The organism is Lacticaseibacillus daqingensis (genome assembly GCF_003946115.1).
Taxonomy (GTDB): Bacteria; Bacillota; Bacilli; order Lactobacillales; family Lactobacillaceae; genus Lacticaseibacillus; species Lacticaseibacillus daqingensis.
On record NZ_RHOH01000003.1, the window covers coordinates 268,790 to 292,375 of the forward strand.

The window sequence follows — 23,586 nt, forward strand, 5'->3', positions numbered from 1 at the left end:
TGCCTCTGCACGGCGATTTGCATTAGGCATTCGGCTGTGGCGAAACGCCGTGCAAAATCGCGGCCACCACCTGCTGGGTCACCGATTCAACATCGAGCGGTGTCTCCGCCATCAGGAGGTTAGGCAAAACGTAGCCGAGCATAATTCCCGTTACGCAGCGGATGATCCGCATCGGCGGCCAAGGCAACAGCTCACCACGCGACTGATAGGACGCAAACAGTTTATCGACCCGCCCATCAAACACTGAACGTAATCGAACCGTTAAGCGTTGTAAGAGGGTTGGATCCTTGCTGATCTCTTGAAGTAAAATCCTCAGCGCAGCCCGGTTATGCATCGCATAGGACAATCGATCTGCCACGGCGTAGCTGAGTAGATCAGCAAGCGACGTTTCTGGTCGCGCTGCTAAGTCGCCGATAAATTGCTCTGCGACTTCCGGAATGATTTCATTTTCAAGTGGTGCCAGCAGCGTCTCGAGAATCACGCGCTTGGTCTTGAAGCGTTTGTACACGGTGCCTTCTGCCACCCCGGCCATCTCGGCAATTTCCTTGGTCGAGGTGTTTTCATACCCTTTTTTGGCAAACAGGACCAGGCTTGCCCTCAGGACCGCACGCTGACGATTAGACAACGAGGTATGTTCATAGTAACGACTTAGTATCCCATTTTCTTCGTACTGCTTCATCGATGCCCTCCTATTTCATGCACGCGTGCTGCCAGCCCGCGATGTCTTTGGCGATGAACGGGCCAGTGGCTGAGCGCCCATAAACAGCCTCAAAGACCGCCTGCTTTTGCGCGTAGTCCTGCGCCATCATGCGCTTGGCGTTCGCCGCGATCGTAGCGTTCGCCACCGGTTGAACCGTGGGCAGGATGTGCATCTGGAAGCGGACGCGATTGAAGTCGGCACTGATCGGCTGTGCCGTGGACTGCATCGTGACAAAGCAGGAAACGATCGGCACCCCAAACCGCGCCGCGTAATAATAAGCCCCGCGCATCGGCGGCCGTGGGCGCGTGTAGTTGAACCACATTTCAGCTTCGGGGTAAATGAGAATGAACCGCCCCGCTGCCAGCGACTGTTGCAACAATGTTGGAAAGGCACGCCCCATATAATGCGCCGAAGTGCTGACCGGGATGGTGTCCGCGTAGTTCATCAGGTAGCCCAAGAAGCCGCCCATTTGCAAATTCGTCAGCTGGCTGACGATCATCAGTCGGTGCGGCGTCACGGCCTTGCGCACGATCATGTTCTCCACCGGCGAAAAGTGATTGCTCGTTACGATGGCGCCACCGGTGATCCCCGTCAGATTCTCCCGGCCGATCACGTCAACCTGCGCCGTTTCCAGCCGAGTCACCGCACCCATCGCAAGCCGCGCAATTGCGGTGTTAACCTTGAACGCAAGCCCTGACCGGCGCCGCAGATAATCGGTCGTGAGGCGCTCCTGCACCGCCAGATCCAGCTGGGGGTCGTTGGTTTCGACCTTTGCGTGCCAATCACCGGCTTGCGCTGCCCGGGCAATGTTAGCGACCACTGCGGTTCGATCCCCGCGCATGAGCCGCTCCGCGATCACAGGCGCACCGTCCCGGTGTCAGCTTGAACGGCAGCGAACGTGACCGCGGCGGTTTCGGTCGTCTGTTGCGCCTTGGCCACCAGCTTTTGCATCCGGTCTTGATCATGTGCCGCCCCAGCAGGGCCGAACGCCTGCTGCATGGCGGCCAGCCGCTCGCGCACGGCGGTGGTTTGCGCATACCGCCAGAAGTGTTCCCCATAATCCACGGTTTGGTAGTGCCAGGGCTTATTGAACAGGTTGTAATGAATCAGCTTCGGGGCCGGTTCCCCTGGGGCCTGGACATTCCACTGACTGGCAAGCAGAACCAGCTGATCATGTGCTATGGCGTTGATGTAATCCTGATCCGGGGCAATGCTGGCAAAATGGTACTGGTTCAGAAGCGTCAGGAAGTGGGCCGAGAAGTGCTGCGCACGCATCGCCTTGAGATTCATCACCAGCACACCAGAATTGACGTATTGTTCAGCCGGTACACCCACCACGCGTTCGGCATAAGCGGCGGTGATCGGGTCACCCGCAATGAAGGGATCCGGTGCCGCTGCGACTAGGGCATGACGCACATCGGTGGCAAAAAGCGTTGCAACATCTGCTTCACAGATCACATCGGCATCCAGATACAGCGCCTTGTCAAGCTCGGGGAACATGTCCGCAATGAACAGCCGATAGTAAATCGTCAGCGTGAAATAGTCTGCACGAAGCGTATTGCCATGGTCGTTGACCTGAGCGCGCAGTTTGTCGGCCATGGACACAAAGTCAATGGCAACATTGGACGTTGTCAGATCCGCTAACGACTGGACTGAGTCATCAGCCAGTCCCTGGTTCAGGATCGTGAGGTGATAGGTCTTGGCTGGATCAGCGTTGGTGATCAGCGACTGAATTGCGGCACAAAGCGGCGCGACATATTTTTCGTCGACTGCAAAGAAAATCGGAATCATGCGAAGTCTTATCCTTTCAGTTGATCTGCGAGTTGGCGGTAGTCCAGCAGCAGATCATCGTATTCATGAAGGTGTAGCTGTGCGTGGACCTGGTCAACCTGCCAAGGCTTGACCGTGAGGGTGTGGATCCAAGGCCACAACCGAAAGCTGGTGGTGAAATGCTGAAACACCGTGTTCCGGTGCACTCGCCGCTGGTCATTGTAGCGCCTGGCCGCAATACGCTTGTGCTGCGCGAGTTTATTCAGCGCCGATTGATCTGGCATGAACAGCTGCTGGGTTTGACAAAGGGCGCGCGCTTTTTGAAGCAGCCCAGTTTGGCGGCATTCCGCTAAGTTCATCAGTAAAACACCGGAGTTGATATAGTCGGCCATACGCCACTGATTGTGAAAGAACCAGCGGCCGTAATAATCGAGCACCCCGACCAGCTCCGTGTTTGTCAAGTCCTGATAGTAAAACGCGCTGGGGTCGCGCCGGCAGATCACATCCGTGTCGAGGTACAGTAAGCGATCGGGCAAGCCCGCGACTTGATCCGCATAAAGGCGCAACATACAGTACGGCGTGGAAACCGTCTCCAGATTGGCCGTTGGCGGGGTGGCCACAACCATCGTGGTAATATCATGCCGTGTCACCGTGGCGGCCGGTTGCTTCGCCTGAACCAAACCGGTAAGCAACCGTGTCACCCGTTCCGGCAACGGCTGATAGACTTTGGTGGCACTCGCAAGCGTCGCGGTCAAAATGTGGATATGGAGCGGCTCCTGGACATGCTTGAGCAAAGAAAGCGTCGCGATCAGCAAGCCATCCGCCATATTTGCGTCACCGCAGAATAATAGATTCATTGTGCCTTCTCCCTTCGCCGGTACTGGATCGGTTCCACCGTGTTTGCCTGAGCCCGCCAGCACATCGTCGCATGGACCTGTTGCGCCAACTGTTGGCGCTGCACTTGACGCGACCAACTCGGATCAGGCCAAAAAGGACCATCGAGGTACGCGGTGATGCGCGGACGGCCCCAAAAGCCAGGCTGATACGTGTTCGTCTGCACGAACACCGGTGCTTTTGCTGCAACGGGGTAATGAAATGCGCCTGTCACGAACGGCCGAATTTGAGTGGCAAATGGCCATACATGCGCTTCTGGATAGAGGGTCACGATTGCACCGTCAGCGATCGCTTGCGCCACCGTCTGCCCAAACGCGTGCAACCCCCGCGGATGACTGGGTAAAATCAGCCCGCCGCCGCGTGGAATGAGCCTGCCCAACACCGGAACAGCCAAATTCGCGGCTGCGGCGACAACGTAAACCGGCCGACTTTGCCCCAAAACAAAGGGCATGAACGCATCACCGACTGGTTGCGTATGATTCACGAAAAGAAAGCAGCCGCCGGTGCACTGCCGCAACTTTTCCGCTCCAATGAAGTGATACTGACGCCAGGGTTGAATCACCAGTTGACCGAACCACCGCGCCCCGGCCGCAATAAGTCGCCGAGAGCGGTCCGATGACTGACCCGTGATCGATGCCATGCGATCAGCGCTACCTTGCGCGGGTTTCAAGGTCACCATCTCGTCATCAAAGCTCGTGAAATAGCGAATCTTGGTCATGTGAGTCACTCCGTTTCATAAGTGAGTGCGCAATCACTTTGGGTAAGAAAGAAAACCGCCAAGGCTGACGCTAGTGGCGGTCTCCGTCTTAATTGTTGAATTTCCAAAACACTTCTGTTGGCCATCCTAATACGGTTGGTAATAAATGACAACGACACAATCGTCAAAAGTGTTGGTTATCGAAATTCTCGCGAGTTCGTCCGCTAGCCGTAAAAGCCTGTAATCAAACGTCTTGTCAACATACGCTTCAGGGAAAAAACGCCGCATCACGCAAATGCAGGGCCAGTTTACCGCAACTGGCCCTGCATTTGCGTGCTTCTTATCCACTCTGACTAGCTCAGTAGTTGCTGTAAGTCGGCCACGCCCGTAATCACCCGGTCCGCCCCCTGCTGATCCAGCATGTAGCCCGTCGGCTTCACCGCCCACGTTTCGATCCCAGCCCCGGTGGCCGCCGCGATCCCGGTTGGGCTGTCCTCGATGGCCACACAGCTGGCGGCCGGCAACTGAAGGCGGTCTAGCGCGGTCAGGTAGATCATGGGATCCGGTTTATTCCGCGTGATGTCCTCGCCGCTGATGACTTCATTGAACAAGTCGGTAACGTCCGCTGACTTGAGGAACATTTCCAAGTAGGGCATCGGACCGGCAGACGCCAGCGCCACCCGGTAGTGGTGCGCCTGCAACCACACCAAGGTCTCGCGGACACCGGGCTTCAGAATGGCTTTGAAATCGATCGGCTGAGAAAAGATTTTGGTCATGTACGCTTTTTTCTGCGCCGCGCGTTCCTCAGGATCGTCAAATAGCAACGCCCAGCCAGCGTCCTCCGGCAACCCAGCCGTTTCGGCAAGGGTGAAGTGCTGCGGCGTGGCATCGGTTTCGGCGAACGTCTCCTGCTTGACCCGAAAATACCAGCTTTCACTGTCGATCAGCACGCCGTCCATGTCAAAAATCACTGCCTGTTTTGTCACGTTTTTTCCTCCTCGTCTCATACCTGCATCGCGTGGATTAATGCATCAAATCACATGCAGACACGCCGTTCTGACTATTCAAGCCAAGACGGCATCATCTAACTATTCTAACGCAACTCATCGCTTCTGCCAAAAAGCGCTTTACTTCCCATTTTACAGCTAACAACACCGCGACCTTTCAAGCGTGTCGCTTGTCACGTCCCCAAGTCTCACTGAATGTGACACAGAACACAAAAAAGTCGGCCACATGTTGCACCACTTTATGGTTTGGCTTAATCTGTAGTAAGTGATCACTCACCAAAACAAAAGAGTGAGCCCCGTGAGGAGGAAACACGATGGCAGAAGCCCTAATCGTCTACGCAAGTTTAACCGGCAATAATGAAACCATTGCCACCTATGTTGAAGAACGGCTCAAGGCCGCTGGAATAGATGTCACGAGCCAAGAGATGTCCCAAGCGGTCGCCGACGACCTGCAAGACGTTGACCTCTGCGTGGTCGCCTCATACACCTATTCCGGCGTCACAGACGGCGAGCTTCCCGATGAAGCCCTCGACTTTTACGAGGACTTGCAGACCCTTGACCTCAGCGATCAGGTCTTTGGGGTCTGTGGTAGCGGGGATACGACCTACGCACAATTCGCCACCGCAGTAGATATGTTCGAGCAGGTCTTCAAGGCCACCGGTGCCACGCAAGGGAGCCCGAGTGTCAAGATTGATTTGGCGCCAACCGCAGACGATTTTGCCCAGTTAGACCAATTCACTGACAAGTTAGTTGAAGCCGTCAACGCGTGAGGGATTAATATGACTGATCAATTATTCGGCGGGATCGACGTCGGGTCAACCACCGTCAAGCTCGTGGTCATGGATGCCGACCACCAGACGAAATTCGCCCGGTATGAACGGCATTACTCAGATGTCAAAACCGCCAGCAAGAAAATTATCCAAGAAGCGATCGATGAGCTAGGGCCACTGACCCACCTTTCATGTACCATCACCGGCTCCGGCGGGATGGGTCTCGCCACCATGCTCGACCTCGCTTTCATCCAGGAGGTGATCGCCTGCACGAAAACCGTGGAGACGCTCATTCCGGAAACCGATGTCGCCATTGAACTCGGCGGTGAGGATGCGAAGATCACCTTCTTCGGCGCCAGCTTGGAGCAGCGCATGAACGGCTCCTGCGCCGGGGGGACCGGGGCGTTCATCGACCAAATGGCCACGCTGCTCAAAACAGACGCCGATGGCCTCAACGAGCTGGCCAAGGATGCCCAAACCATCCACCCCATCGCCAATCGCTGCGGGGTATTCGCCAAAACAGACGTGCAGCCGCTGATCAACGATGGGGTGGCCAAGGCGGACATCGCCGCCTCTATTTTTCAGGCTGTCGTCAACCAAACCATCTCCGGTCTGGCCGCCGGTCACAAGATTCGTGGCCACGTGGCCTTTCTCGGTGGCCCACTTTACTTCATGGACCAGCTGCGGGCACGGTTTATTCAGACGCTTCAGCTCACCCCTGACGAAGTAATTTTCCCAGCCGACCCGCAGCTCTTCGTGGCCAAAGGGGCGGCGATTTATGCCGCCGACAAGCCACAGACGACCCTGGTCGGCCTGTTGGATCGCCTGACGCACGGTGACGACTCCGCGATGAAACCGGCCCACTCGCTGACGCCGCTATTTGAAGACGACAACGAGCTCCAAGAGTTCCGCAAGCGGCACGCCCAAGCCCAAGTCGAGACCCGCGACCTCGCCAGCTACCAAGGGGTGGCCTTCTTAGGTATCGATGCCGGCTCCACGACCACTAAGGTCGCCTTGATGAGCGACGACAAGAAGTTGCTGTACACCTATTACGACAGCAATGATGGCGACCCGCTCGAAAAAACCAAGCAGATCATGCGCGACCTATACGCCAAGCTGCCGGATGGCATCGTCATCGGGAAGGCCGCCGTCACGGGCTATGGCGAGCATCTGATCAAAAATGCGCTGATGGTCGACGTCGGCGAAGTGGAAACCGTGGCGCACTACCAAGCCGCGGCGTACTTTCAGCCCGATGTGGACTTCATCCTTGACATCGGCGGCCAGGACATGAAGGCCATGACCATCAAGAATCAGGCCCTGTCTACCATCAAACTCAACGAAGCCTGTTCCAGTGGGTGTGGCTCTTTTCTTGAGACGTTTGCGACCAGCCTGAACTACGACATCCGTGACTTTGCTCAGGCCGCCTTGTTGGCGCAGCATCCCTCCGACCTCGGCTCGCGGTGCACGGTGTTCATGAACTCCAAGGTCAAGCAGGTGCAAAAAGAAGGCGCCACGATCGGCGACATCGCCGCCGGGCTGTCCGTGTCCATCATCAAAAACGCGCTGTTCAAGGTCATCAAGATGCACAAGGCCGAAGACATGGGTACCCACATCGTCTGCCAAGGCGGGACCTTCTACAACGAAGCCGTGCTGCGCGCCTTTGAACAAATCGCCGGCGTCAACGTCATTCGGCCCAACATTGCCGGCCTGATGGGCGCTTACGGGGCCGCTTTGATTGCCCAAAGCAACTACACCGCAGGCGATCAAACCACCATGCTGCACCCGGACCAGATGGACGACTTGAGCTTTACCAAAGAGTACATGCACTGCGGCGGCTGTGAAAACAACTGTGCCCTGACCATCACCGTCTTCAACGATGGACGCCGCTTCGTCACCGGCAACCGGTGCGAAAAAGGCGAGGCCCGCGGGCTCAAGATGCGCCAGCCTAAGGAAAACGGCAAGATCAACCTGGTGCAAGAGAAGTACAAGCGATTGTTCTCCTATCGGCCAATGCGCAAGAAACTAGCCACGCGCGGCACCGTGGGGCTTCCGCGGGTGCTGAACATGTACGAGAATTACCCGTTGTGGCAAACGTTTTTCACCGCCCTCAAGATCCGCGCCGAGCTTTCGCCGAAGGGCACCGCGGCACAGTACGAAAAAGGGATGGAAACCATTCCTTCCGACACTGTCTGCTACCCAGCCAAACAGGTGCACGGGCACATTCAGGCCCTCATCGAAAAAGGCTACGCGCACATTTTCTACCCCGCGGTGGTTTACGAAGTCAACGAAAACAAAGGCGCTGACAACCACTTCAACTGCCCGATCGTTCAGAGCTACCCGGCGGTGATCCGTAATAACGTTGATGAAATCACCAACGGTCAAGTCGACTTCATCGATCCATACCTCAACCTGGCCGACCATGCCGGCACCGCGGCCAACCTGTATACCGCCTTCAAGGACTGGGGCATCACCAAGTCAGAAATCGAAGCTGCCCTTGACGCCGGCTACAAGGAGCTGGCGCACTTCCACCAGCAGATTCAAAACCGCGGAGAAGACACGCTGAAGATGCTGATGCACACCGGTGAACACGGGATCGTCTTGGCCGGCCGCCCGTACCATCTGGATCCTGAAGTCAACCACGGCATCGCCCAACTGATGACGGCAGAGGGCTTCCACGTCCTGACCGAGGACTCGATCGCGCACTTGGGCGATGTTGACGGGCTGCGGGTCGTCAACCAGTGGGTCTACCATTCCCGGCTGTACGCCGCAGCCAAAATCGCCGCCAAAACACCGCAGCTGGAGTTCGTGCAGCTCAACTCATTCGGCTGCGGGCTCGATGCGATCGACACCGACCAAGTCGAGGAGATCATGAGCCAGTACAATCGCCTTTACACGAGCCTGAAGATCGACGAAGGTACCAACATGGGAGCCATTCGTATTCGGCTCCGCAGTCTCAAGGCAGCGGTGCGCGAACGCGAAGGCCGCAATGTGCTGCCGCTTAAGCTTCACGAAGATGTTGCGCCAGTTGATTTTACCCAAGAAATGAAGCAAAACGGTTATACGCTCCTGCTGCCGATGATGTCCCCCATTCATCAGCACGGGCTCGTGGATGTTGCGCTACAGGCCTCTGGCTACAACGTGGTCAACCTGCCCATGGAAGACCATCAGGCGATCGATGTCGGTCAGCGGTTCGTCAACAACGATGCCTGCTATCCGGCCATCATCTCCATCGGTCAGATGCTTGAAGCGCTGCAATCCGGCCAGTATGACCTCAATAAGACCGCGGTGATGATGACGCAAACCGGTGGGGGCTGCCGCGCCACGAACTACATCCCGCTGATTCGCAAGGCGCTGCAAGACGCCGGCTTCGAGAACATTCCGGTGGTGTCCCTGTCCCTAGGGAACCAAGGGGTGGAAGAGACGCCAGGCTTCAAGTTCACCCTGCCCCTGCTGCGGCGGGTCGCCATCGCCTTTCTTTACGGCGACCTGTTCGAACGGGTCGTCTATCATACTCGGCCCTATGAAGTCGAGAAAGGCAGCGTTGATCGGCTCCACGAGCAGTGGCTTGCGGTCGTTCGCCCATCGATCGAAAAAGGCAGCTTCCGCGCCTTCAAGAAGAACGTCGAGCAGATCGTGTCAGATTTTGACACCATTCCGCTGCGCCACGTGGTGAAACCCAAGGTCGGGGTGGTCGGCGAGATCTTGGTCAAGTACTCCCCCATCGCGAACAATGACATCGTCCGCCTGCTGGAGCGCGAAGGTGCAGAAGCGGTCGTGCCAGACATTGTGGGCTTCATGAACTACTCTCTGTACAACCAAATCTACAAGTACGAGTACCTAGGCAGTAAGGTCTCGGCCAAGTGGTTCGGTGAGTTTGCCCTGCAGGTTATCCGCTGGTGCGAGCTGCCGATGCAAAAGGCCCTGACTCGCTCCAAGCGCTTCGACGGCATTGCGGCCATCGATGAGGTGGCCAAGGGCGCAGCCAAGATCCTGTCCTTGGGCAACCAAACCGGTGAAGGCTGGTTCCTGACCGGTGAAATGGTTGAGTTGCTGAAGTCCGGCGTGCCGAATATTATCTGCATGCAACCCTTCGGCTGCCTGCCGAACCACATTGTCGGCAAAGGAATGGTCAAGGCGCTGCGGCGCCAGTTCCCTGGTGCCAACATCGCGCCGATCGACTACGATCCCGGCACCAGCGTGGTCAACCAGCTGAACCGAATTCGGCTCATGCTGGCCACCGCCAACAAGCACTTGGCCGAAGACCAGCCCGCCGTGGCGGCAACCAATGGGTGACGCGATGAGCGAGTTTACCGACCGGGCCTTGACGTGCCTGGAGCAGGTCATTGACCCCGAACTGGGCGTTGACCTTGTGAACCTAGGGCTGATCTATGACTTGGCGCTCAGCGATAGCGGCATCTGCACGGTCACCATGACGCTGACCACCATGGGCTGCCCGCTGACAGGCTATCTCAACGAAGCGATCGATACCGCGCTCAGCCGGCTCCCCGAGGTGCGCACGGTCAACATCGAACTCGTGTGGACGCCAAAGTGGACCACCGAGCGCATGTCGCGCGGGGCAAAGCTGATGCTGGGGCTGCACTGAGCCACCAACAAGCCGATCACGCCTGCACCGAACGTCCAGCGGTTAATGGTCAACAAAGATTCGCCAAACAGTCCACTGACTTGATTTGTCGGTGGATTTTTTGGCGGTGCTTTGGTGGCGTTGTGGGTCCTTGACTGCGGCAATCGCTGGCAAAAAAAGTGCCGACCAACTATCCATCGCTGGCCGACACTTTTGATGCGCACACTTGACTCACTTTCGCTTCGGAACGAAGTGCTGGATGAACTGGAAGCGTTCCGCATTAGAGAGTTCGTAAAAATAGGCGAACACCGCGAAGCAAACCGCCCCAACCAGGTTAACGAATAAGTCTTTCATCGTATCATGCAACCCAATATCAAGATAACCATTGATCGACTTGGTCGCGGTTTGTCCATCACGGGCTTGATAACTAATCACCGTCCGATCGATCTCAGGCAGTTGCACCCTTGAATCATCCGCACTAAGCGCAACGCTGTTGATGGTATGGACGATGCGATCCTTCTGCATATCGAGCCCCAGCACATTGTCCGCCGTGTACTCCCCGAATTCCCATAACACCCCGATGGTCATTGAGAAACTGAACGTCAAAATCGCAATAAAGACCGGCGATAGGCGAACGCGCTTGGCGTTGTGATTCAGCAGTTCAACAAGTGACAGGCCCACCCCCGCCGCAAGAAAGCCATTCAGTGTGTGTAATGCGGTGTCCCACAGCGGAAACGTGTTGTAAAAATTGCGCATTTCGCCCAGGTTCATCGCACTGAAGATAAAGCAGATGATGAACCCTTCGAAAAGATTGGGGATCTCAATTTTGAGGAAGCGGACGATCGCCCACGGTAGCGCATATAAGGCAAACGTCAAAAGCAGAATGCCAACGCCTTCCCAGCGCTGCAGGTACAGTTGACTCAGCAGCATGCCAAGCGTGATCAGGCGAAACGCCGCATAGAGCCGACGTGTTCCGCGCTTGGCATAAGGCGTACTGCGCATCAACCCATTACGGATTTTTGTCATCATGTGATGCCTCTCAAGTCTCATCCCGGTGTCACAGTCAGTGGATCATCTCATGGGGTAAGGTCCCCACGATTCTTAAAGCGATGGCAGCAAAATCCGCCGGTGATTCTTTAAAATTCCGCCGCACCCACTCATTGATCATGCTGCTCAAAATCCCCGTCACAACCGCCAGCGCATAGCCTTCTGGGACCGCCAGTCGATCAATAATATGATTTCTTTCCCAGGTCATTCGAATGGCTGCCGTCAACTTTCCAACAAACCCGGGATCCCCTTTGATCGGATCAAGCAGTAAGGCTAAGAAGCGACCATTGGCGCGCAGGTAGGCGAAAATCGGAGTGGCTTGGGTGATCATTTCCGGTGAGTTGAGGATGCGCTCTGGCCGCAGGTACAGCTCCGCTGGAAGTGCCCGTTCGATCGTGTTGATCCCGTTAAGCAAGTCATCCTCAAGCGCTTCGAGCAAGTCTCGTTTGTCCTGGTAATGCGCATAAAAAGTGGTGCGGTTGATTTTGGCCTGGCTGATCAACTGCGTCACCGTGATCTTGTCGTACCCATCTTTTGCCATCAAGCGAATAAACGTCTGGCGCAATGCCGATTCAGTCCGCTGAAATCTTGGATCATCTGCCATGATCGTCCTCCCAATCAGAAGTTTCTCAACACCTGTATATCATACCCATGTTTCAGTGGAATACTCAAGCAGTCATCTCAACTGTTTTTTTACGATTGCTAACCAACATATTTCGCTTTTTTGTCGGTTGAGTCACACCTGTTCTAATGGCATATTAGACTACGTTATCCAACAAGTGTTCGTCAAGTTGGATTGGAAGGAGGACAATATGTCCGTCATTAACGTCTCACATTTGACCAAAGATTACGGCCATGGTCGCGGCGTCTTCGACATCACGTTTCACGTGGATGAAGGCGAGGTGTTTGGCTTCCTCGGCCCCAACGGTGCCGGAAAGACGACTACGATCCGTCATATTATGGGCTTTTCAAAACCACAAACCGGGACCACGGCCATTCAAGGGCGGGACAGCTGGCAGCACTACGATCAGAACCAGCGCCAGATCGGCTACCTCCCTGGCGAAATTGCGCTACCCGAGGCCTTGACCGGCCGGCAGTTCATCAAGATGATGGCGGAGCTTCGCGGCATCAAGGACATGCGCTACACGGATTCGCTGATCGAGCGCTTTGAACTCGACCCGAGCGGTGGGCTCAAGCGCATGTCGCTGGGCATGAAGCGCAAGCTCGCCATCGTCACCGCCTTCATGCACGACCCCACGATCCTGATCCTGGATGAGCCGACCTCCGGCACAACCAACTCAAAACGTTCAAAGTCGAATTCAACACCCAGGAAGACTTTGAGGCCTGTGCCAAGGCCGTCGCGGCCTCGACCGTCATCACGCAAGTCGCCGTCAAGCACCATCGCAATCAGCTCCAACTTCAGGTGGCAGATCCCGACATCAACGCCCTGTTTATGCTTCTGGCCCATTACGAACTGAACTTTATGACAGAGATCAAGTTCACGCTGGAAGATCACTTTATGCAGTACTACGACCGAAGCAGTGAGATGGAGGTGACCACGCATGCCATTAATTGAGATCGATCAGCTGACCAAGGACTATGGTTCCGGCCGGGGGATCTTTGACATTAATCTGAACGTCGAACAAGGCGAGGTCTTTGGCTTCACGGGCACTAACGGCGCGGGCAAAACCACCACCATTCGGCACCTGATGGGCTTTTTGCGGCCGCAGCAAGGCCACACCACGATCGGCGGGCTGGATTGCTGGCTGGATTCAGCCAAAATCAAGCAGCAGGTCGGCTACTGTCCGGGGGAAATTGCTTTCCCAGACGAGCCCACCGGCACAAGCTTTTTGAAGCATCAGGCCGAGCTGCTCGGCTTGCACGACATGCGCTTTGCCAACGACCTCATCGCCCACCTGCAGCTGGACCCAACAGCCAACCTGAAGCGGATGAGCAAAGGGATGAAGCAAAAAACGGCATTAGTGGCGACGTTCATGGCCGATCCGCAGATCCTGATCCTGGACGAGCCCACCACCGGCCTCGACCCACTCATGCGCGCGGCCTTCATCGAAATCATTTTGGCCGAAAAGAAGAAGGGCAAAACCATCTTCATGTCCTCGCACATGATGGATGAACTGGAAGAGACGTGCGACCGCGTGGCCCTGATCGAAGCCGGCAAAATTCAGAAAGTGACCAGCGTTGATGCGATCAAGCACAGCCCAAACAAGACGTTCAAGCTGGAGTTCGCAGACCACGACCAATACGCTCGCTTCCTGGATCAAGGGTTCACCCTGCAGGCCAAGCGCCCGCACCAGAATCAGGTGATCGTGCGACTGAACGATGCCGACCTCAATCATTTTGTCCAGGTCATGACGCACTATCAGCTGAATTTCATCAGCGAGATCAAGCACACCTTGGAAGACTATTTCAAGGGTACGATATAGGAGGCACACATGTTTAGCAAAACCATCTTCAAACAAACCCTGAAATCCAACTACGGGCTGTGGCTGATCTTCACGGCATTGGTGTCGGCGATGAGCGCGATCTTCATCGCGATCTATGACCCCAAAACGATGGGCACGATGGTCTCGACCATCAAGGATTCTGCGCTTGGCAGCCTAGTTGGCGATCGAATCGATGGGATGAGCACCCTGAACGGCTTGCTCGCCAATAATTTTTACAGCATGGTCGGGATCATTCTGCCGGTAGTGTACATCATCATCACCGCCAACAGTCTGGTGGCGTCACAGGTCGATCGTGGGTCGATGGCCTACACCCTGTCCACCCCGATTCGCCGCACCAAGGTGATCGCGACCCAAGCCCTCTACATGATCGGCGCCATCGCCACAATGTTCCTCGTCGTGACCGGCGTCGGGATGACCACGACGCAGATCGCACACGGCGGCGTCTTCACCACTGCTTACACCAAGGACGTGCAACAGATTTCGCCCACTTTGGGCGTTAGCAAGGACGACCTCGCCAATGACTTGAGCCAGATCCTTGACCATCCAAAGGCCGTACGCAAGGGGGCCAAAGCCCGTGACGTCGATCAAGACGTCTACACGACCTACCTCCAACTCAAGATGACGGACAACGCGAACAAGGCGGCTGCCGATGTTTTGGCTAAGAAAGTCGCGAAGGTCGAAGCGACCCCTCAGCTGATTCTTGACAGCAAGAAGGCCACCAAGGCAGCTGCCAAAGTCATGGGCCTGAGCAGCGCTGAGTACCGCGTGGCGGTGCAGCAGCAAATGGTCCAAGCCAAAGCGGCCAAGGCCCAGGCCAGCGTGCTTCAAGATAAAATGATCAAAGGGATGGCCGCTGCCGCGAAGTCCATGGGCAAAAAGACGGCTGACATGAGCGATCACTTGGCTGAAATGAAGGATGATAAGAACGCGATGGCCGCGGCCAGTCAGGCCTCTGGGCTGCCCGTGCCGCTCTTGACCCAAGCGCTCGACAAGCAACTCGCCACCAAGCTGATCTCCGAAGACAAGGGCGGTGAGTTCGACCTCGGTAAGTACCTGACGCTGAACCTCGGCGCCTTCCTCCTGCTGTTTGCGATGAGCGCGATCTCCTTTGCCAGCTCCTGCATCTTCAACCTGACGAAGTACTCCCTCTCCTTCGGCGCCGGCCTGCCACTGGCCTTCATGATCTTTCACATCATGGCGCAAACCGGGGATGACTTGGAAAACTTCAAGTATCTGTCGCTGAACACCCTGTTCGACACGCAAGCGATCATCAACAACGACAGTGTCGTCCTCAACTTCATCGTCTTAGGCGTGATCGGCGTCTGCCTGTACGTCGTTGGGCTCGAATGGTTCAAGCGCAAGGATCTGCCACTTTAACCTGGCGCCCGCCATCACCACAGTCGTGACCATCAAAGAAGCGTCCCAAGACCCGCAGCAACCAGCGGCGTCTCGGGACGCTTTTGTTCGGCTCACGCGCGCGGTTTACCGCCGGCGTCCGTGGTTGGCCAGCCACACCAGCAGTGTCACCATCCAGACCTTCAGGCTACCGCCGCTTTGCTGCGCCAGGCGAATGATCGGCGTGTCCCACACGATCGTGGCCAAGAACTGTCCCTCCGGTGACGTTGGCGTGACATGGTCCTTTCTTTGCATGCTGGCGATCACGCTTTGGGCAACCCGGCGAGCCACCCACGAGTATTGCGCCAAGTCACGCGGGACACTCAAGCGCGTGAACTGACCGGGCTGCGGCGCCACGTCCGGGGCTGGGGTCAGCCCACTCAGCGCGGTGAACGCGGCCAGCGGCGGCTGTCCGACCGGGGCCTGATACCAGGCTGGCGCGGCGAGGTGAAAAACAGGCGCCGCCACCGTCAGCGGCAGGGTCGCGGCAATGTCGCGGCTGCTGGTGCCGACGAACACCTGCCAGGCACCGCCGGCCAGCTTGAACGCCTGATTCGCCTCGTCCCAACGTGAAAAGGCCCGGGCCGGCAGCGTCAGCGTGAGCGTTTGGCGCTCGCCGGGGACGAGCCACACCTTCTGAAAGGCCGCCAGGCTCTTTTGCGGCGCCAGCTGGGCCTGCATCGTGTCCCCCACGTAAACCTGAACGACTTCCGCGCCGCGCACGGTGCCGGTGTTTTCAACGGTGACCGTCACGGTCAGGGCAGCCTCGTCAGGGGTCAGCAGCGGGCGGGTCAGGTGGGCGTCAGTCAGGGCAAACGTCGTGTAACTCAACCCAAAGCCAAACGGGAAGGCCACGGCCTGCTGCGCCTTGTCGTAGTACCGATAGCCCACGTACAGGCTTTCGGCGTACGGCACCGACACCGGATTCACGCCGAATGTGCCACTAGACGGCACATCCGCATAGTTGAGCGGATAAGTTTCCGCCAGCTTCCCGGAAGGCGTCACCGCGCCAAAAAGCAAGCGCGTCGCCGCCTCCCCTACGGCCTCGCCGCCCAAAAACAGGTTCAAAATCGCGGCGGCGTCCCCCGCCCACTCGGTGCCGACCACGGTCCCGGCGACAAGGAGCACCACCACGTTGGCGTTAACTTCGGCCACTGCGTGAAGTAGCGCCACCTGGTCTGCCGGCAGCGCCATGGTCGTGCGGTCGGTGCCTTCCGCCTCAGCCGTATCGGGCAACCCCAGCACGACGACCACGTCATCGCTGGCGCGCGCCACGCGCACGGCGTCTGCCACCAAGGCAGGGGCCGCCTGACCGCTCAGCGCGTAGCCCGGCGCGTATGCTGGCGCATGCCCAGCCGCCTCAAGGCCCGCGCGGATCGAGGTGCTTTTTGGGGTGGTAATGTGCGAAGAACCCGCGCCTTGGATGCGGGTCTGCGCCGCCAAGGCTCCGATGAGCCCTAACCGACGACCGGGGGTCAACGGGAGCACCCCGGTGTTTTTCATCAGCACCGCGGACGCTTCCTCGATGGTCTGCGCCAGCGCGGCGTGTTCCTGCAGCAGTTCAGCCATCGGGCGCGGGGCCGCCGGCCGCTTCCGGGTGGCCACGGCGGCGATCTTGGTGACCGCGCGCGTGAGGTTGGCTCGCGTTAGGGTCCCGGCGTGCAGCGCCGCAAGGGCCTGACGGTCGAATAGGTGCCCAGAGCTTGGCATCTCAAGGTCCGTCCCCGCGTTGAGGCTGGCCACCTTATCGTTCAAACCGCCCCAGTCACTGACCACCGCGCCATCAAACTCCCACTGCCCGCGCAGCACCGTTTGGAGCAGATACGCATGGTCGCTCATGTAAACCCCGTTGAGTAAGTTGTAGGCGGTCATCACGGTTTCCGGTTGACTCGTGGTCACCGCGATCCGAAAGGCCTCCAAGTAGAGCTCGTGCAGCGCCGTGGCATCGATCAGCGAATCGGCACGCAAGCGCGCCGTCTCCTGGCTGTTCCCGGCAAAATGCTTGAGCGAGGCCCCAACGCCGCCGGACTGCAGGCCGTTGATCCACGCCGCCCCCAGCAGCCCGGCAAGCAACGGATCCTCTGAGAAATATTCAAAGTTCCGGCCGCCCAGTGGGTTGCGCTTAATGTTCACCCCCGGCCCCAGCACCACATCGACGCCCATCGCCCGGGCCTCGTCCGCGATAGCGCGACCCATCTGGGTCAGTAGCGCCGGCGCCCAGCTGCTCGCCGATGCGCTGGCAGTGGGAAAAGCGGTTGCGACCGCCGCCTCGTTGATCCCGAGATGATCCGCCACCGTTGCCTGATAGCGCAGGCCGTGAGGGCCATCGCTCAAGCGAAAACTTGGGATCCCGCCAAGGGCTTCCGTCCGCCAAAAGTCTTCGCCGGAGGTCAGCTTAACGGCCGCTGCATCCGTCAGCTCATGTAAAGTTGCGTTGTTGTCGATGGTGATCGTCATAGTGGTCTCCTCAATCTCAGTGATCTCCGCACAGTTGCGCAGGATTTCGGTCGTTGCCAGTCACGGCCAAGCACGGCCGCCATCAGTTTTTAAGAATCCGAGTCGTATCATTGGTGGGATCGTCATACCTTGAGTATGATGGTTACTACCACGATGGTCTAGTAATTGGCCTTCTACTCATCCCAACGAATTGCCTTACGCGGCAAACTCAGTTCGCTACGCGCGGTAACGGGGGCGGGACTGGCGTTTCCCGCCGCGCAGAGCGGCAGCGCTGAAGCCGCCTGCCCCCAGGGAACGATGAGCGGCCCACCCTTGCCTCAGGGTGACACAACGCACGAAAGGGTGACCTCGATGACAACACGCACACAACGCCCCCTGCCGGACTGGTTCAAGCAGGCGGACCTTGGTATTTTCATTCACTGGGGGGTGTACTCGGTGCCCGCCTACGCACCCATTGCCTCTGCAGACTTTGACACGATCGCCCGCACCGAAGATGACACCTACCTGTTCAAGCACTCCCCGTACGCCGAGTGGTACGCCAACTCGCTGAAGATCGCAGGCTCCGACGTGGCGGCGTTTCATGCCGCACACACCCCCGGCCAGACCTATGAACAGGATTTCGCGGCAGAATTCAAACAAACTGCCAAAAACGTCGACCCGACGCAGTGGGTCAGCAGCTTCAAGCGCGCGGGCGCCAAGTACGTGGTGCTGGCGGCCAAGCATCACGATGGCTTTCAGCTTTTCGACAGCAAAGTGCCTAACCCCTTTGCACCAGACTACCACTTAGACTTTGACTTCGTGGGGCAGCTGGCGCAGGCCTGCCGCGCGCAAGGCTTGAAGTTTGGCGTCTACTACTCCTCGCTTTTGGACTGGACCTTTACGACCCGACCGATTCGCACCCTGGCAGACATGCTGGTGGGCAACAATAATCGTCCCGTCTACACGGACTACGCCTTCAACCAGTGGCGCGAAATTATTGACCGCTACCGGCCGGACATTTTGTGGAGCGATATCGGCTACCCGGCGGACAACCGTCTGGACGAGCTGTTTGCTTACTACACCAAGGTCGTTCCCAGCGGCATCATCAATGACCGGTGGGATCAGTACCCCAACGTGCTGCGCAATCCGGTGGGGCGCTGGCTGTTTGAGCGCGTCGCCCGCTACGTGACCCAAAAACCCAACCCAGCCAAAAAGCTGCCTGCCGCGCAGCACTTCGACTACCGCACCACGGAGTACACCCTGGACGTGGACCCGGAAGGCGCCTGGTTTGAGATGTGCCGCGGCATGGACCGATCGTTTGGCTACAATCAGTACGCCCCGCAAGCGAATTACCTGACCGCGGCAGACGTCCGCAGTACGATCGCTCAACTGGTGCCGATGCAGGGACGGCTACTCCTGAACGTTGGCCCAGACAAAAACGGCCGGATCCCTGAATTTCAGCAAATCGTCCTGGATCAGCTGGCAGAGGCCTCGGCCCCCGCCGCGATCGCCCCCGACCGCGAAATTTCGTTGCTCGATCAAGGAGGTGCCACTCGTGAATAACACAGCGGATCACCGGCCAGAAGCCGCACCGCCGGCCAGTACCACCCGGTCGGAACGGCTCTCATATTGGCTTTACTACCTGGGCCAAGCCATGGCCTACATCATTCTCACCGGCTTTTCGACCAGTTACTTGATGATGATCGGGGTGAACCTGAGCGCCGTTGCTACCGCGATGTTCATCGCGAAACTCTGGGACGTTTTCGCCGATGCCCTTTTCGGCGTGCTGTACGACAAAGTTGACTGGCAATCAGGCAACAAGTCCATTCCGTGGCTGCGGCTCGCGAGCTTCAGCGTCCCCATCACCACCGTGCTGCTGTTCCTGATCCCCACCGGGGTCAGCCCCATGGTCAAGCTGGTCTGGTTCGTGATCGCCTACATTCTGTGGGATACCAGCTACACCATGAGTGACGTGCCCATTTACGCCATGGTCACCAGCATGACGAATCAAGTCAACGAACGCAATCAGATCCTTTCCATGGCGCGGCTGTTTGCGCTCGGTGGCGCGTTCATGGTTTCCGTGCTCGCACCGCTTTTGCTGAGTGAGCAAGTCGGCATGAGCTTCTCGAGCATAGCCATGGCCATGGCGGGCCTCATCCTGTTCACGATGTTCCCTGTGTCGGTGTTCGGCAAGGAACGCATCAAGGTGCGCGACACCGCGCACACGCACTACACGTTCAAAGACATCGGGCGCTACCTCAAGCGCAACAAATTTCTGGGCCTTTACTACCTCGGGTACCTACTGTGGGGGATCTCGGCCACGGACTCGGTCACCGGTTTGTTTGTCGCCTACTATCTCTTCGGCACAGCGACTTTTGCGACCGTTGCCACGCTGGTGATCGCACTGCCCACCGTGATCTTGTCGCCCTTCATGGGGAAAATTTTGCAGCGCATCGACAAGTTTACGCTTTACTTCTGGAGCATGGTCGGCCTCGCCTTGATGAGTTACGTCCTGTACCTCGTTGGCTACCACACCACCTGGGTGTACCTGCTAGTGCTGATCATCCGCGCCATTCCGCTGGGCATCATTGGGGTGCTCGGGCTCACCTTCACGCCGGACATTGTCGAGTATGGACTGTATAAAACGCACATTGACGCCCGCGGCATCGCCTTTGCGTTCCAATCATTCACGGCCAAGCTGTCCTCGATGAATGCCCCCTTAGGCCTGTTTCTGCTCAGCCTGTTCAGCTGGAAAACCGTCGAGGCCGCTAACTTTGCCGAGCTCGCAAAAAAAGGCATCGTGCAGAGTGCCGGTGCGCTCAACGGGCTTTGGACCACCAATTCGTTGGTCCCCGCCATCGGTTGCACACTGGCCATCATTCCCTTGTTGTTCTACAAGCTAAACGACCACGACGTCCAGCTGATGGCACGCTACAACGCCGGGGAGTTAGACCTTGAAACGGCCAATCGGCAAATGCACCACCACTACTGAGCCACGCTGGCGCGCTCGCCCCAGTGACCCCGCCCACCAAAAAACCTGAATCGCCGACTGCCCGGTGATTCAGGTTTTTTGGTGTGTCGGCTTACGCCCTATTGTCAGCACGGCGCCGACTGCTTGGGATTGCCTCACTGCGTGTGCGCGGAACGGCTGGTGGTTTGAACCACCGCAAGATAAAGCCCTACGTAAACCACAACGAAGCACCCTTCACCGATCCCCCAGTTCAGGATGTCTGCCCGCTCGGCCACCATCCCACACGCAATGAGTCCTCCTAATCCGAAGGGCAAGCCACCGACCAGCCACGCTTGGCGCCGTTGTGCACGCGCCAGCAACGACTGCGGCATCCCCAGCTGGCGCAGTGTGATGGTCTCCCGCCGCGTCAAGGCGGCCAAGCGTTGCACCAACCCCAGCAGAACCGCCGCCGCGATCATCATCGCAAAACTGATCACCGTGGTGCTGAACAATGCGATCCCTGCCACGGCGTCAACATCGCTGCCGCCCACTGCCCCCAGCCTGACCAGCAACGGCCCTGGTGCCTCAATCGTGTGCAAGCGCCGGTACTGGATCAATCCGCCAAGCAACACGCCAGTCGCGACACTCAGCAGCGCGGCCGTCAGCGTAATGGTGCGCCAGCGCTGGCGTACCACCTGGTGACCAGCTGTCACACTCAGCAACCACGATGCGCGCCGGCGCACCCAACTGGCCCGCGCAAGTAACGCTAAACCGGTGGGGAGCGTGAAAGCACACACGCCGCCTAGTCCAACCAGTGTCAGAAGCAGTGGCCCACTGAACGCAAGCAAGGTCTGCGGCGCCTGGCTTAGACCATACTCGCCAACCAACAAAAGCAGGGGAGCCAGCACTGCCCCGCCGCGTTGCCACCACTCATCGCGGTGACGCGCCCAGAAGGGGCCATCATGTGCCTGGTTTAGCGGCTCGCAAAGCCTCAGCCACCCGCTGATCGCGAGTCCCGCATACCCCATGACATACCCCACCAAAACCTGCGCCGCGGCTCGACCGGACAACAATAGCCCCGTACTCAACTTCAGCGCCATCATCCGTACCAGCCACATGACCCAAAACTTCGAGCACACGACGCCGGCCACGACCCCGATACCGCCGGTCAACACCGCCCATATCAGATTTTCCCCAAGCAGTAGCCCCGCCATGTACCAGAGCGACATCCCCAACGTGCGATACAATCTGAAGTCTGAGCGGTAGCGCAGCATCATCACTTGATACACATAGCCTAACGCCAATCCCTCAAGCAGGCCCAACGCCCCCACCAGCGCCCACAGGTAGCGCGGGATCAGCGTTGTCATCGGCGCAGTTGCCGTGCCGATCGCCTGCATCAACGCAGGATCGGCCAACATCGCCAGCAGCGCATACAGGACTGCCGCCAGCGCGCCGCCGGCAAACACCAGCCAGCGCCCCAGTGCCGCGTGGCGCACTAATTCGAACCTGATCGATCTGATCATCTGTCTGCCTCCCGCCACGGCTTACGCCTGCTCGATCGATCACTGGTGCAAAAAGCACAGATCGATCGCCCGGCGCAAGGCAGGGCCGCTTTGGCCCAACCAAACAGGTCACCGACACGAGTCATCAAGGCGTTATGCTGCCTACTCAGCGTTATCCTGTGCGCTTGGCAACGCACGCGCAACCCTGGCGTCGCAGCTTGAGTGACCTGCCCAGCCGTGAGTCCAGCGGCCAGCGCGAGGCGCAGATCAACGCTCACCGCGCGAGGCGCTGCTACCGCTAGACTCAGGGCCTTCAACGCAGTGCCCCCTTGCGCATCACGCTTGATCCGATCCGGCCTCCGCCTCATTGCCACCACCCCCGTGCCTCATGATACCATCGCTGACGACCCGCACGCAAAGCGCCCAGATGCCGGAAAATGGCTGCACCGCGTCACACCAGGGCCCCCGCAAGGTGACCCGATGGGGGCAAAGTCGCGCAGCACAAAAAGAGCTACCTATTACGACCTGACACGAGCACCCCCGATTGCCGCCTAACGACTCCCCCACCCGCGTTTTCGAAAGCGACTGGATTCCGCAAGACGAGAAAAACAAAAAGACGTTCAGAATTCAAACTGAATTCCAAACGTCCTCATATGCGCCAAATTCTCGTCCAAATCGCACCCGTTTTGATGAATTTGGTCGAAAACCAACTTTTAAGATTCCCGTCACGCCGCGAAACGCGTTCGTAATGTGACGAAGTGGTCTTTATTTGCTGGTAAGCCCGTACTTTATACGGATTTTTCTCAAAAGTTCTCAAAAATTCGCATAGAATAAGGCTTTAGCACACTTCTTGTCGGTAGCATATTTCAAATTTTCTCAATAAGTTTCAGTGAACGCGTACAAATTCTCGTACACGAAAAATGTGGCGTAAGACCCTCTAACTGACAAGCTCTAAAGTATATAGGCATAACACTAGCAGATAAAGGTCACCATTGATTGCAACTCGTATATATAGAAGCAAATGAAGTCGTTTAGACATTTCATTTGCTTTTTTTCATACCCAATTTTCAATGAATGGAGACTAACAACTATGATGAAAACAGCTCGACGATCCGCTGTGATTGTCGCATTGGTATCGTTGTTTGTCCAGCTCTTTATCCCAGCTTCAATGGCGATTGCCGCCAGCATGACCAACACCAAGGTCGCTGACTGGCGCAACACTTGGCACCTGCATCTGTTTAATGGCTTACATTGGACGGACACCGGTATGTGGATGAAAAAGGTGGACGGCAAGGTTGCCTTCTGTGTGGAGCACGGCGTCGATCTCGATATGAGCGGCTCTGGCTACAACCCCAGCACCTACTCCGACGC

18 protein-coding genes and 1 pseudogene are annotated in these 23,586 nt (G+C 57.6%); 9 read left to right on the top strand and 10 right to left on the bottom strand.

Features of this window, described 5'->3' with window-relative positions; translation table 11 throughout:
• Positions 1-22 precede the first annotated feature (22 nt).
• From EKM88_RS06075 to EKM88_RS06100, 6 genes are all read right to left on the bottom strand, one after another.
• Positions 23-679 carry a TetR/AcrR family transcriptional regulator gene (locus EKM88_RS06075; protein WP_125704217.1) on the bottom strand — a complete coding sequence of 219 codons (657 nt, stop codon included), beginning with the start codon at positions 677-679 and terminating at the stop codon, positions 23-25.
• A 10-nt stretch (positions 680-689) separates the two neighbouring features.
• Positions 690-1,541: a lysophospholipid acyltransferase family protein gene (locus EKM88_RS06080; protein ID WP_125704219.1), complete on the bottom strand. Its 852-nt coding sequence runs from the start codon at positions 1,539-1,541 to the stop codon at positions 690-692.
• Positions 1,542-1,555: 14 nt separating this feature from the next.
• A complete protein-coding gene (locus EKM88_RS06085) occupies positions 1,556-2,491 on the bottom strand; it encodes a glycosyltransferase family 8 protein (RefSeq protein ID WP_125704221.1) in 936 nt (311 codons plus the stop codon).
• An 8-nt stretch (positions 2,492-2,499) separates the two neighbouring features.
• Complete coding sequence (locus EKM88_RS06090; protein WP_125704223.1) at positions 2,500-3,327, bottom strand: glycosyltransferase; 828 nt, start codon at positions 3,325-3,327, stop codon at positions 2,500-2,502.
• Positions 3,324-4,082, bottom strand: a complete 759-nt coding sequence (locus EKM88_RS06095) for a 1-acyl-sn-glycerol-3-phosphate acyltransferase (protein WP_125704225.1) — start codon at positions 4,080-4,082, stop codon at positions 3,324-3,326. The genes EKM88_RS06090 and EKM88_RS06095 overlap by 4 nt, the downstream gene beginning before the upstream one ends.
• Before the next feature lie 332 nt (positions 4,083-4,414).
• A complete protein-coding gene (locus EKM88_RS06100; protein WP_164512020.1) occupies positions 4,415-5,047 on the bottom strand; it encodes an HAD family hydrolase in 633 nt (210 codons plus the stop codon).
• Positions 5,048-5,382: 335 nt separating this feature from the next.
• Between EKM88_RS06100 and EKM88_RS06105 the strand changes: the two genes are divergently transcribed.
• Genes EKM88_RS06105 through EKM88_RS06115 form a run of 3 tightly spaced genes read left to right on the top strand, consistent with a single transcriptional unit; the run spans position 5,383 to position 10,441 of the window.
• Complete coding sequence (locus tag EKM88_RS06105; protein WP_125704229.1) at positions 5,383-5,838, top strand: flavodoxin; 456 nt, start codon at positions 5,383-5,385, stop codon at positions 5,836-5,838.
• A gap of 9 nt (positions 5,839-5,847) precedes the next feature.
• The gene (locus tag EKM88_RS06110; RefSeq protein WP_125704231.1) at positions 5,848-10,131 is read left to right on the top strand and encodes a 2-hydroxyacyl-CoA dehydratase; all 4,284 of its coding nucleotides are present in this window, start codon (positions 5,848-5,850) and stop codon (positions 10,129-10,131) included.
• On the top strand, positions 10,124-10,441 hold the full coding sequence (locus tag EKM88_RS06115; RefSeq protein ID WP_225418445.1) for a metal-sulfur cluster assembly factor: 318 nt from the start codon (positions 10,124-10,126) through the stop codon (positions 10,439-10,441). The genes EKM88_RS06110 and EKM88_RS06115 overlap by 8 nt, the downstream gene beginning before the upstream one ends.
• A 210-nt stretch (positions 10,442-10,651) precedes the next feature.
• On the opposite strand, the gene EKM88_RS06120 is transcribed toward EKM88_RS06115, so the two are convergent.
• Together EKM88_RS06120 and EKM88_RS06125 are read right to left on the bottom strand one after the other, a co-directional pair.
• Positions 10,652-11,449 (bottom strand): hypothetical protein, encoded by a 798-nt coding sequence (locus tag EKM88_RS06120; RefSeq protein WP_225418446.1) that lies wholly within the window; start codon positions 11,447-11,449, stop codon positions 10,652-10,654.
• Positions 11,450-11,483: 34 nt separating this feature from the next.
• Entirely contained in the window at positions 11,484-12,071 is a 588-nt protein-coding gene (locus tag EKM88_RS06125; RefSeq protein ID WP_125704233.1) for a TetR/AcrR family transcriptional regulator, read from the bottom strand.
• 208 nt (positions 12,072-12,279) lie between these two features.
• Here EKM88_RS06125 and EKM88_RS06130 point away from each other — a divergent pair, with 208 nt between their 5' ends.
• The 3 genes from EKM88_RS06130 (at position 12,280) to EKM88_RS06140 (ending at position 15,309) form a co-directional block, all read left to right on the top strand.
• A complete protein-coding gene (locus EKM88_RS06130; protein WP_125704235.1) occupies positions 12,280-12,945 on the top strand; it encodes an ABC transporter ATP-binding protein in 666 nt (221 codons plus the stop codon).
• An 84-nt stretch (positions 12,946-13,029) separates the two neighbouring features.
• The gene (locus EKM88_RS06135; protein WP_125704237.1) at positions 13,030-13,911 is read left to right on the top strand and encodes an ABC transporter ATP-binding protein; all 882 of its coding nucleotides are present in this window, start codon (positions 13,030-13,032) and stop codon (positions 13,909-13,911) included.
• A gap of 9 nt (positions 13,912-13,920) precedes the next feature.
• On the top strand, positions 13,921-15,309 hold the full coding sequence (locus EKM88_RS06140; protein WP_125704239.1) for an ABC-2 transporter permease: 1,389 nt from the start codon (positions 13,921-13,923) through the stop codon (positions 15,307-15,309).
• Between the two features lie 105 nt (positions 15,310-15,414).
• On the opposite strand, the gene EKM88_RS06145 is transcribed toward EKM88_RS06140, so the two are convergent.
• Positions 15,415-17,784, bottom strand: coding sequence for a beta-glucosidase family protein (locus EKM88_RS06145; RefSeq protein WP_125704241.1), 2,370 nt, complete (start codon positions 17,782-17,784; stop codon positions 15,415-15,417).
• 351 nt (positions 17,785-18,135) lie between these two features.
• On the opposite strand from EKM88_RS06145, the gene EKM88_RS06150 reads away from it, so the two are divergent.
• Together EKM88_RS06150 and EKM88_RS06155 are read left to right on the top strand one after the other, a co-directional pair.
• The gene (locus tag EKM88_RS06150) at positions 18,136-19,326 is read left to right on the top strand and encodes an alpha-L-fucosidase (RefSeq protein ID WP_125704243.1); all 1,191 of its coding nucleotides are present in this window, start codon (positions 18,136-18,138) and stop codon (positions 19,324-19,326) included.
• Positions 19,319-20,755, top strand: a complete 1,437-nt coding sequence (locus EKM88_RS06155) for an MFS transporter (RefSeq protein ID WP_125704245.1) — start codon at positions 19,319-19,321, stop codon at positions 20,753-20,755. The genes EKM88_RS06150 and EKM88_RS06155 overlap by 8 nt, the downstream gene beginning before the upstream one ends.
• 134 nt (positions 20,756-20,889) lie before the next feature.
• Here EKM88_RS06155 and EKM88_RS06160 read toward each other — a convergent pair whose 3' ends face one another.
• Positions 20,890-22,236 (bottom strand): hypothetical protein, encoded by a 1,347-nt coding sequence (locus tag EKM88_RS06160; protein ID WP_125704247.1) that lies wholly within the window; start codon positions 22,234-22,236, stop codon positions 20,890-20,892.
• A gap of 1,069 nt (positions 22,237-23,305) precedes the next feature.
• Here EKM88_RS06160 and EKM88_RS06165 point away from each other — a divergent pair.
• A pseudogene (locus EKM88_RS06165) lies at positions 23,306-23,586 on the top strand (hypothetical protein); the annotation flags it as partial.